This is a genomic window from Robertkochia marina (genome assembly GCF_004799345.1).
GTDB lineage: Bacteria > Bacteroidota > Bacteroidia > Flavobacteriales > Flavobacteriaceae > Robertkochia > Robertkochia marina.
Window position 1 is genome coordinate 1,555,993 of record NZ_SSMC01000001.1, and the last position, 10,621, is coordinate 1,566,613.

The following is a 10,621-nucleotide window of genomic DNA, read 5'->3' on the forward strand; positions in this document are numbered from 1 at the left end:
CGCTTAGGTGGCAAAAAGCTGCTCCGGATCTTTAAACGATTTAAATTCTATGGCATTGCCGGAAGGGTCTTCAAAGAACATGGTGGCCTGTTCTCCGGGCTGACCTTCAAACCGGATATAGGGTTCAATTACAAAGGTGATGCCTTTACTCTTTACCCGGTCTGCAAGTGAGTGAAACTCTTCCCACGGAAGTACCACCCCAAAGTGAGGTACCGGTACCGACTTTCCGTCAACGGGATTATGGTGGGCCTCCTGGGTTTCGGCCTTTGGTTTATAATGGATAACCAGCTGATGGCCATACAGGTCAAGGTCTACCCAGGTGTCGCTGCTGCGGCCCTGGGTGCAACCCAGAACATCGAGGTAAAATTTTCTGTTCAATTCAACATCGTGAACAGGGATAGCAAGATGAAAGGGAGGGATGTTATTCATAGTATTGTAATTTTTTTACAGGTTTATAAGGCTGAGGTATTTGTTAGTTTTACCCGGGTACGCGGTAGTGCATCCGGGAATTCTTTTCGGATAAAGTTAATTAAACCTTCCCGGATATCAACACGAAGATTCCAGGCATCGGGAGCATTTTTAGCGCTCATCAAAGCCCTGATCTTTACTCCCTCCGGGCCGGAGTCAGTAACCTGAAGGTTATTAACCTCTCCGTCCCACAGGGGGTGTTTTTCCAGGAGTCTGCTTAGCTCTTCTCTTACTGAGTCAAAATCAATGGTGTAATCGGTATGCAGGTAAACTGTTCCGAGAATATCTGCACTGGTTCTGGTCCAGTTTTCAAAGGGTTTTTCTATAAAATAGGTGGTGGGTAGTATCAATCTTCTTTTATCCCAGATACGAACCACTACGTAGGTGAGTTTAATCTCTTCTACACGTCCCCATTCACCCTCTACAACCAAAACATCATCAAGACGTATAGGTTGGGAGATGGCTATCTGAAGTCCGGCAAGAATGGTTCCGATGGCTTTCTGGGCGGCAAAACCCAAAATGATACCGGCAATTCCGGCAGAAGCAAAGAGGCTGATGCCCAGTTTTCGAACCGGCTCAAAGAGCATGAGGGTAGCGGCTACCGCTACTATAATGATGATAAAGGTGAGAATGCGCCCCAGGATGTTGAGTTGGGTATGTAGTTTTCGGGCGTGAAGGTTGTTGCTGTTTCCTAAGTCATGGCGGTCGAGGTACTCCTTGCGGATGGTCTTAATGAGATTAATGGCACCCCAGCTCAAACCGGTAATAATGACGATCCAGCTTATTTTGTCAAAGGCGTAATAGTACTCTTCGGGTATGATGTCTTTACTGTTAAGGACGGTCTTCAGGATGATCGCGAGGACCAACAGGAGTAGAGGTTTATAGAGTGTTTTCAGGTAATTCATCAATACCGTTGTTTACACTCTTAAAATTAAAGAAATTTCTTAAGAGGGTGAAAGAAACGGGTGTAAGTACAGAGTTTTATCCATAAAAATACCCCCGGACTTTTCGGTCTCGGGGGTAGGTTTATAATAGAAAGAATTTCTTCAGATTCTCACAAATCTATTATTGATTCATGGTCATCAGGAATTCTTCATTATTCTTGGTTTGCTTGATCCTTGTTTCCATGAATTCCATGGCTTCCACAGGATTCATATCAGAGAGGTATTTACGCATGATCCACATACGTTGAATAGAGTTCTCGTCCAGCAACAGGTCGTCTCTACGTGTAGAAGAAGAGATAAGGTCGATGGCAGGGAAGATCCTTCTGTTCGCGATACGGCGGTCAAGCTGAAGCTCCATGTTACCGGTACCTTTAAATTCTTCAAAGATCACCTCGTCCATTTTAGATCCTGTTTCTGTCAAAGCCGTAGCGATAATGGTTAATGAACCACCACCTTCGATATTTCTGGCAGCACCAAAGAAACGTTTTGGTTTATGCAGGGCATTGGCGTCAACCCCACCCGAAAGTACCTTACCACTGGCAGGCTGTACGGTGTTATAGGCTCTTGCCAAACGTGTGATAGAGTCAAGCAGGATCACTACATCGTGACCGCATTCAACCAGGCGTTTTGCTTTTTCCAATACAATGTTAGCCACTTTTACGTGTCGGTCTGCAGGCTCGTCAAAGGTAGAAGCGATTACCTCACCACGAACATTACGCTGCATGTCGGTTACCTCTTCCGGACGCTCGTCGATCAACAGGATCAACTGGTATACTTCAGGATGGTTGGCAGCTATAGCGTTGGCTATATCTTTCAACAACATCGTCTTACCGGTTTTTGGCTGAGATACGATCATTCCCCTTTGTCCTTTACCGATAGGGGAGAACAGGTCTACAATACGCGTAGAAAGAGTGCTTTGCTTTTCGGCAAGGTTAAATTTCTCATTAGGGAATAAAGGAGTCAGGTGCTCAAATGATACCCGGTCTCTAACCACCTGTGGGTCGAGTCCGTTGATCTTGTTAACCTTGATCAGCGGGAAATATTTTTCACCTTCTTTAGGAGGACGTACAGTTCCTTTCACGGTGTCTCCGGTTTTTAGCCCGAAGAGTCTGATCTGCGATTGGGAAACATAAATATCATCAGGAGAAGAAAGGTAGTTGTAGTCGCTGCTTCTCAGGAAGCCGTACCCGTCTTGCATGATATCAAGAACCCCTTCACTTTCAACGATGCCGTCAAATTCGTAATCAGGTTCCCGGTACTTGTTCTTCTTATCCTTATCGAAGTTGTCTTTGTCTTTTCCGTTGTTGGAACGTTTTGACTGTTGACGGCTGGATTTTTGTGACTTGTTGCTGTCGTCTTGTTTAGAGCGGTTGTCTTGTCGCTGCCTTGGTTTATTCTCCTGCTTGGCAGGGGTGTCGTTTTTCTGGCTTTGAGTGTCCTGTTGGCTTGGTTGCTCTTGCGTGGCAGATTCTTTTCTGGGCGCTCTTGTTTTTTTCTCAACCGATTCCGGCTTGTTTTCTTTAGAAGGTTCCGGCGCAGCCTCAGTGTTGGCATCATCCTTGGCGGAAGGTCGCCCAACCCGTGTTCTTTTTCGGGTGGTACGTGCTTTAGATGGTTCTTTGTCCGGGGTATCGGCAGCATTCTCCTCTTTTTCTTCCTTGAGAGGTTTGGTGATCACCTCAGGATCGGCTGCCTGAACATCCAGGATCTTGTAGATAAGGTCGTTTTTTTTGATGGATTTGTATCCTCGGATACCTGCGACCTTGGCAATCTCCTGCAATTCAGCAAGTTTCTTTGCTTTTAAATCTGAAATTTCAAACATTTATATAAATAAATAAATTATGATTTGGGTGAAATAAAACTGATAAGTTCTTGAGAGTTTTACTTGGAAGTGTAAACTAACGAGGTAATGTACTCGTTTCTAATTGACTAGGCAATAATACAAATTTATTTTATAAATCGCCTATAAATTCTCGAAAAGAACATTATTTTTGCCTTCCACAGTGCTAAAATTATGTTACAGCGAATTCAATCGGTTTATATGTTTTTAGTGGTTGTAACCAATGGGGTTTTGCCTTTTTGGTTATACCTGTGGACCGATAATTTAGGAGAGGCTGTTTACGCCCAGGACGACATGGTGTATTCGGGCTTATTCCTGGCCTCTGCTGTCATGGCTTTTGTGACCATATTTTTATTTAAGAATAGAAAACGTCAGTTTGTGTTGAACAGGCTGAACCTGATATTAAATCTTTTTTTACTAGGATTTTTCGTTTATCGATCGCTAATCTTACCCGGAGAAGCTAATGTTTCTGAGAAGGGTATTGGGATGCTTCTTCCTATTGTTTCTATCGTTTTTTTAGTGCTGGCCAATAAGGCCATTAAAAAGGATGAGGATCTTGTAAAATCTGTTGATCGGTTACGGTAAACCTAACATCTTAGTGTATTAGTGCGTGAAACCCGGGAGAAGTCCCGGGTTTTTTTGTTTCACCCTCCGAAGCTTTAGCGAAGGAGGGTAGGTGTACCAACCTTTGCCAATGCTGCGGTTGGTGAAATAAGCAGGTAAGCAGGTGGGCCAACCCCATTCCGTTTTTCCGCGCCCTCTAGGGAGCCGGAAGGGGGTTGTTGGTGTTTTGTAGGTATTCGTCTTCTTGTGGTTGTTGATAGATGATCTTTTAAGTATAGGGTGTACTTTTAAGGTGTTCCTTTAAGCTTGGTTCGAATAGCTTTCCTAATCGCACTGAATCACCCCTTCCGTCAAAGCTAAAAGGCTTTGACACCTTCCCCTAGTGAGGGGAAGGGGAAAGTACTTCTTGTAGCCAGCGTATTTACAAGACTTCCACAACTAAATCAACCATAGGTTCGAATTAATCCCCTCCTTTCCAAGGAGGGGTGTCTCATGGTGATACCATGAGACGGGGTGGTTTTGTCAGTTATAAAATGTCTGATTTATAAACATAATTCCTCTCCCATTGGGAGAAGGTGCTTTGCTGGAAGCAAAGCGGATGAGGGCTTTTTGACGTAAATCCCTTGTGTTGCATTCTAACTAGTCACCAAGTAACTCAGTAACCTAGTCACCTGGTAACCTGTCGTCGTACCTCCGTACCCACGTACCTCCGTACCCTTAGTATTCAGAAACAAAATGCAACTTCACATTGGGGTATTTCTGCTGCGTCATTTGAATGGAGAAAGCCGAATCGGCCAGGAACACCAGTTGCCCCTGCTTGTCTTTGGCTAAAAACTTCTGTTTTACCCTTTTAAATTCTTCGAATTCTTCACTTTTTTCATCTTCAGGTTCTACCCAGCAGGCTTTGTGAACCGGGAAGTTTTCATAAGTACACTTGGCACCATACTCGTGTTCCAGACGGTATTGTATAACCTCATACTGCAGGGCTCCTACGGTTCCAATTACCTTACGACCGTTAAGTTCCAGGGTAAAAAGCTGTGCCACCCCTTCGTCCATCAACTGGTTGATCCCTTTCTCCAATTGCTTGGACTTCATAGGGTCGGCATTGTTGATATAGCGGAAGTGTTCCGGTGAGAAACTCGGGATCCCTTTAAAGTGAAGTTCTTCTCCCTGGGTCAGGGTGTCACCTATCTTAAAATTTCCGGTATCGTGTAATCCGACAATGTCTCCGGCATAAGAGATGTCAACGATCTCTTTCTTTTCGGCAAAGAAGGCGTTCGGACTAGAGAATTTCAGTTTTTTGTTATGTCGTACATGAAGGTAGGGGGTGTTTCTTTCAAAGGTTCCTGAAACGATCTTCACAAAGGCTAAACGGTCTCTGTGTTTAGGATCCATATTTGCGTGGATCTTAAAGACGAATCCGGTAAATCCTTCTTCGGTGGGTACCACCTCCCGTTCTTCTGCTTTTTTTGGCAGGGGAGAAGGAGCTATATCTATGAAGCAGTCCAGGAGTTCACGAACACCAAAATTGTTCAGGGCCGAACCAAAGAAAACTGGTTGAAGCTCTCCTTTGGTATAGGCTTCTTTGTCAAAGTCAGGGTACACCTCGTAAACGAGCTCCAGGTTTTCACGCAGTTCATCTGCCGCCTCAGAACCGATGATCTCTCCCAGTTGTGGATTGTCAAGATCGTCAAAGGCAATGGTCTCTTCAATATTCTTTTTGCTGTCGCCGCTGAACAGGTTGATATTCTTTTCCCAGATATTATAAATGCCCTGGAAATCAAATCCCATACCGATAGGGAAGCTGAGAGGGGTTACCTTGAGTCCGAGTTTTTGCTCCACCTCGTCGAGCAGATCAAAGGCATCTTTTCCTTCCCGGTCAAGCTTATTGATAAACACGATCATGGGGATGTTTCGCATGCGGCATACCTGAACTAGTTTTTCGGTTTGTTCCTCCACCCCTTTGGCTACGTCGATCACCACGATCACACTGTCTACGGCGGTGAGGGTGCGAAAGGTGTCTTCGGCAAAATCCTTGTGTCCGGGGGTATCCAGTATGTTGATCTTGCGGTCGCGGTAATTAAAGGCGAGGACGGAGGTGGCAACGGAGATTCCACGCTGACGTTCGATCTCCATAAAATCGGAGGTAGCTCCTTTTTTGATCTTATTGCTTTTTACGGCTCCGGCTTCCTGTATGGCTCCTCCGAAAAGCAGTAGTTTTTCGGTGAGGGTGGTTTTTCCGGCATCGGGGTGAGAAATAATTCCGAACGTACGTCGTTTTGCGATCTCCTTTACTAAACTCATGGACTCAAAAATTTGCGCAAAGATATTATTTAAAGCGGAAACCCCGTGCCGGTAAAAAGGATTAAATAGGGTTGTCCAGGTTAAGATTACATCAATATTTACCCTGTAGACAACAATTTTTTGCCAATGCCGATCCCGGGAGGTATTTTTACGTAATTATCACGGTTTCATATAGGTGGTAGCGACTATTTCCTGTAAGGTTTACCTTAATTTTGCGAAACTATGTCGTTCGCCGATGATTCATTGCCACTCGGCTATAAGCGGGCTTGTAGAATGGTGGTATTAAATATATTTGAGTCGTTGATTTTAGATTTTTTTAACACTATTTTTAGCCCTAAGAAAACCCTGAACCCCAAAAGTCTAACCTACTGCCTATGCTGAAGAAATACTTCACTTCATTTTTTCTATTTCTTTTTATTTCCTTTTCTGCTGTAGCGCAAAGCTTGGGGGATTATCGTACGATTGGATCAGGAAACTGGACGGATCTGTCAGTTTGGGAATATTATAATGGGACTAATTGGGTTCCTGCGACTTCATACCCTGGTCAGAATACTGGTACAAATGATGTTACCATCAGCCCGGGAGATGACATTACATTAAATGTTAGTATATCAAACCAGTTCAATTCACTTTTAATAGCAAGTAATGCTTCCGAAGGGGGGAATCTTATTATTCCCAGTAATGCGAGTGTACAGTTCTATGCTCTACAGGTTAATATTCAACCCGATTTTGGTTTAATGACCTGGTTGGGAAATGCAGATCTGTTTTTGTTGTCGAATTCAAGTATAAGTGCCTACCCTGGTGCTTTTGATACTGGTAATTCAGGGAACGGAAATGGGAATTGCACCTCTTCTCAGGTAATCTGGCTTGGCTCTAATAAATTTTCCACTTGTAATGGTAATGGGTCGGCAGATAATAGTTTTGACGAGATCGAAAATGCTCCTGCAGCACCTTCAGCAGACGAGTTTCAAGTTGATTGTGGTACAAGTATAACAGCCACAGCCACAGCTCCATCCGGTTCTACGGTTAAGTGGTATGATGCACAAACTGGAGGTAATGTAGTAAATGATCCAACCCTTTCTTCACCGGGGACACAAGTTTATTGGGCAGCCTCAATAAATGGTTCAAATGTAGAAAGTGTTTTCAGGACCAGAGTTGAATTAACACTTCTTCCGGAAGCTTCAATCGTAACCAATCCTGTAAACTATACGGGCTTTGCAGGAGATGATGCAACGTTTTCGGTAATTGCAAATAATGCTTCAGAGTATTTCTGGGAGGTTAGCACAAATGGAGGTGTTAATTTCTCACCCATAGACAGTGTAGAAAATCCAAGTGCAATTACTAGTACTCTTTCAATTCCAAATATTGATATTGATTTAAATGATTATAGGTATAGAGTTGTGGTTAGAAACGAAGGAGATAATTGTGCTGATGTTGAATCGGTGCCAGTTATTCTTGAAGTAAGAGTGCGAACGGTGATCACCAACAGAAACAAGACCTACAGGGTCAACAAGACATAAAAAGAGAATTGCTTTAAAAAAGAAATAAAAGAATTAACCCCTACGAACTATGAAAAGACTATTACTCATTGCGATCTTTTTGCTTAGTGCATCGGGATTTGCCCAGGTAACGGTACAGCTGGAAGACCAGTGTAACTGTGAAGTACTCAGTGGTACAGCAGTGAACGCCGCCGGTGCCACCTCGCCTGCGGGGGCAGATACCGGGGATATCTATATTAATACCACCTCCGGGACCCTGTTCTTTTGGGATGGGGACAGCTGGGAGCTGACTTCCGGATCGAATCCACAAATTCAAAGTTTCACTTTTGATGATGTTTCCAGAATCCTCACGCTTACGATGACGAGAGGAAGTACAGCCAATGTTGACCTGAGTTCGTTGCTTATTGATACCAATACGACCAACGTCAGTTTAACGGAAGACGGGACGAATCTGATCCTGACCGATAGTGATAGCAATACCGTTACGATCCCATTGGCGACTTTAGCCGCAGCGACGGATACGAACACGACCAATGCGACCTTCGCGGTAGTAGGGACAGACCTGGTAATCACGGACAGTGATGGAGCGACGGTAGATGTTCCATTGGCCGACATAGCTGCAGTGGTAGATACCGATACCAATACGACCAACGTCAGTTTAACGGAAGACGGCACGAATCTGATCCTGACCGATAGCGAGGGGGCTACGGTGAGCATTCCATTAGCAGCAATTACTACAGGGGTGAATACCGATGATCAGCAGATCACGGATTTTTCTTTTGATCCTGCAAACAATACGATTACGCTGACTTTGGAAGACGGGGGGACTCAAAGTGCTGATCTTACAAGCTTAAATGATTCCGGTACAGATGATCAGTTATTGAGCTTTGATCCGAACACCGGTATTCTGACCCTGGAAAACGGAGGTACTGTTGATCTGAGCGATTTTACCGAAACGGTGACCACCTTAACTGATAATGGTGATGGCACCCTGACCTATTTATCGGAAGACGGAACGCCTATGACCTTTGATTCCCGTATCTGTGTGGTACAGGATAATGGGGACGGGACTTACAACCTGACCGATGATTTTGGCACGAATGTGACCATCAATGCCAATGATGTTTTAACCACGCTCGCGTTAAATCCTGATAATATCCATTTGGATTACAGGGATGAGGCGGGAAATTTGAATTCTGTAGACCTGACGCTTGCGGTTCAAAACCTGGAGACCTTAACAACGATCACAGAAAATACCAATGGCACCTTTACTTATACCGGAGAGGATGGAGTACCGCAGGTCATCGATATTTCCAATATGGAAACCCTCACCACTCTGGTGTTAAATATTGATAATACCAACCTGGATTATACCGACGAAACCGGGACGACGGTGCAGGTAGATCTAACCAATGCAGTTAAGAACCTGGAGACCCTTTCGACTTTGGTGTCCAATCCCGACGGGACTTTTACCTATACGGATGAAGCGAGCAATCAGACCATCATAGATGTTTCAAGTCTTGAAACACTGACCGCATTGGCCTTGAATCCGACAAATACCGGTTTGGTATACACCGATGAAGATGGAGTGGATACGCCTATAGATCTAACAAACCTCGTACAAAATCTTGAAACCAATACCACCCTGAGCATTGTGGCGGGGGAGTTGGTGTATAGCAATGAGAATAATGACAATGGTAATGTTGTGCTGATCAGTACTGATGCCAATAACAACTTAGTTCCCGGTACTGATGGGGGGCTTTTTGTGGCGGCTGCTCCTGAAACGATTACCTCCTTGGTGGATAATGGTAACGGGACATTTACCTATACCAATGAGGCTGGAACTCCTCAAACGGTTAGTAAGTCTGACGTTACGGATAATGGTAATGGAACCTATACGTTCACCAATGGAGATGGTACGGATGTAACTATTAATACAAGTTCATCGAGTAACCCTTATGATAATGTTGCTTCCGGTTTAACAGCGACGAATGTTCAGGCTGCGATCGATGAGTTAGCGGTGTCTTCCGGAAATGTAAGCCTAGTAGATAATGGAGATGGTACTTATGATTTCACGAACCCGGATGGGTCGACAATTACGATCTCGGATACATCACTTTCAAATTTGGTTGACAATGGAAATGGAACATTCACCTATACGAATGAGGCTGGTGTTGCAGTTAATTTTGATGCGAATACGCTGAACGTTACGGATAATGCTGATGGTACTTACGACTTTACAGATGAAGCCGGAACGATGATCGCCACGGTAAACACCAATGCGATTTCGAATCCTTATGATAATGTAACCTCCGGTTTAACGGCTACCAATGTTCAGGCTGCCATTGATGAGTTAGCGGTGTCTTCCGGAAACGTAGGTTTAGTGGATAACCTGGATGGTACTTATGATTTCACCAATCCTGATGGGACCACAATTACGATCACGGATACATCACTTTCGAATCTAGTGGACAATGGAGATGGAACATTCTCTTATACGAATGAGGCCGGAGTCCAGGTAGATTTTGATGCAAATACCTTAAATATTGTAGACAATTTAGATGGTACTTACGATTTCACAGATGAAGTTGGAACTGTTATCGCTACGGTGAATACTTCGGCGGCTTCGAATTCTTATAGCAATGTGACTTCTGGTTTGGCTGCGACGAATGTGCAGGCTGCGATTGATGAGCTAGCGGTGTCTTCCGGAAACGTAAGTTTAGTGGATAACCTGGATGGTACTTATGATTTCACGAACCCGGATGGGTCGACAATTACGATCACGGATACATCACTTTCGAATTTGGTTGACAATGGAAATGGAACATTCACCTATACGAATGAGGCTGGTGTCGAGGTAGACTTTGATGCAAACACCTTAAATATTGTAGACAATTTAGATGGTACTTACGATTTCACAGATGAAGTTGGAACTGTTATCGCTACGGTGAATACTTCGGCGGCTTCGAATTCTTATAGCAATGTGACTTCTGGTTTGGCTG

Annotated in this window: 7 protein-coding genes; 3 read left to right on the forward strand and 4 right to left on the reverse strand. The window is 44.2% G+C overall.

Annotation, left to right across the window (positions count from 1 at the left end; translation table 11 throughout):
- Window positions 1–3: 3 nt before the first annotated feature.
- The 3 genes from E7Z59_RS06520 to rho form a co-directional block, all read right to left on the reverse strand.
- Complete coding sequence (locus E7Z59_RS06520; RefSeq protein WP_136335465.1) at window positions 4–429, reverse strand: VOC family protein; 426 nt, start codon at window positions 427–429, stop codon at window positions 4–6.
- A 23-nt stretch (window positions 430–452) separates the two neighbouring features.
- The gene (locus E7Z59_RS06525; protein ID WP_136335466.1) at window positions 453–1,373 is read right to left on the reverse strand and encodes a mechanosensitive ion channel family protein; all 921 of its coding nucleotides are present in this window, start codon (window positions 1,371–1,373) and stop codon (window positions 453–455) included.
- A 160-nt stretch (window positions 1,374–1,533) separates the two neighbouring features.
- Window positions 1,534–3,234 (reverse strand): transcription termination factor Rho, encoded by a 1,701-nt coding sequence (gene rho, locus E7Z59_RS06530; RefSeq protein ID WP_136335467.1) that lies wholly within the window; start codon window positions 3,232–3,234, stop codon window positions 1,534–1,536.
- Between the two features lie 192 nt (window positions 3,235–3,426).
- Here rho and E7Z59_RS06535 point away from each other — a divergent pair, with 192 nt between their 5' ends.
- Complete coding sequence (locus tag E7Z59_RS06535) at window positions 3,427–3,837, forward strand: DUF4293 domain-containing protein (protein WP_136335468.1); 411 nt, start codon at window positions 3,427–3,429, stop codon at window positions 3,835–3,837.
- 696 nt (window positions 3,838–4,533) lie between these two features.
- On the opposite strand, the gene E7Z59_RS06540 is transcribed toward E7Z59_RS06535, so the two are convergent.
- Window positions 4,534–6,120 (reverse strand): peptide chain release factor 3, encoded by a 1,587-nt coding sequence (locus E7Z59_RS06540; protein WP_136335469.1) that lies wholly within the window; start codon window positions 6,118–6,120, stop codon window positions 4,534–4,536.
- A 374-nt stretch (window positions 6,121–6,494) separates the two neighbouring features.
- Between E7Z59_RS06540 and E7Z59_RS06545 the strand changes: the two genes are divergently transcribed.
- Both E7Z59_RS06545 and E7Z59_RS06550 read left to right on the forward strand, forming a co-directional pair.
- Window positions 6,495–7,640, forward strand: coding sequence for an immunoglobulin domain-containing protein (locus E7Z59_RS06545; protein WP_136335470.1), 1,146 nt, complete (start codon window positions 6,495–6,497; stop codon window positions 7,638–7,640).
- Window positions 7,641–7,689: 49 nt separating this feature from the next.
- Window positions 7,690–10,621: beta strand repeat-containing protein (locus tag E7Z59_RS06550; RefSeq protein WP_136335471.1), on the forward strand; the 2,932-nt coding region annotated here is incomplete at its 3' end.

Excerpts from the sequence above, each read along its gene's own strand:
- E7Z59_RS06540 (WP_136335469.1), bottom strand. The coding sequence starts at position 6,120 with ATGAGTTTAGTAAAGGAGATCGCAAAACGACGTACGTTCGGAATTATT.
- E7Z59_RS06545 (WP_136335470.1), top strand. The coding sequence starts at position 6,495 with ATGCTGAAGAAATACTTCACTTCATTTTTTCTATTTCTTTTTATTTCC.
- E7Z59_RS06525 (WP_136335466.1), bottom strand. The coding sequence starts at position 1,373 with ATGAATTACCTGAAAACACTCTATAAACCTCTACTCCTGTTGGTCCTC.
- E7Z59_RS06535 (WP_136335468.1), top strand. The coding sequence starts at position 3,427 with ATGTTACAGCGAATTCAATCGGTTTATATGTTTTTAGTGGTTGTAACC.
- rho (WP_136335467.1), bottom strand. The coding sequence starts at position 3,234 with ATGTTTGAAATTTCAGATTTAAAAGCAAAGAAACTTGCTGAATTGCAG.
- E7Z59_RS06520 (WP_136335465.1), bottom strand. The coding sequence starts at position 429 with ATGAATAACATCCCTCCCTTTCATCTTGCTATCCCTGTTCACGATGTT.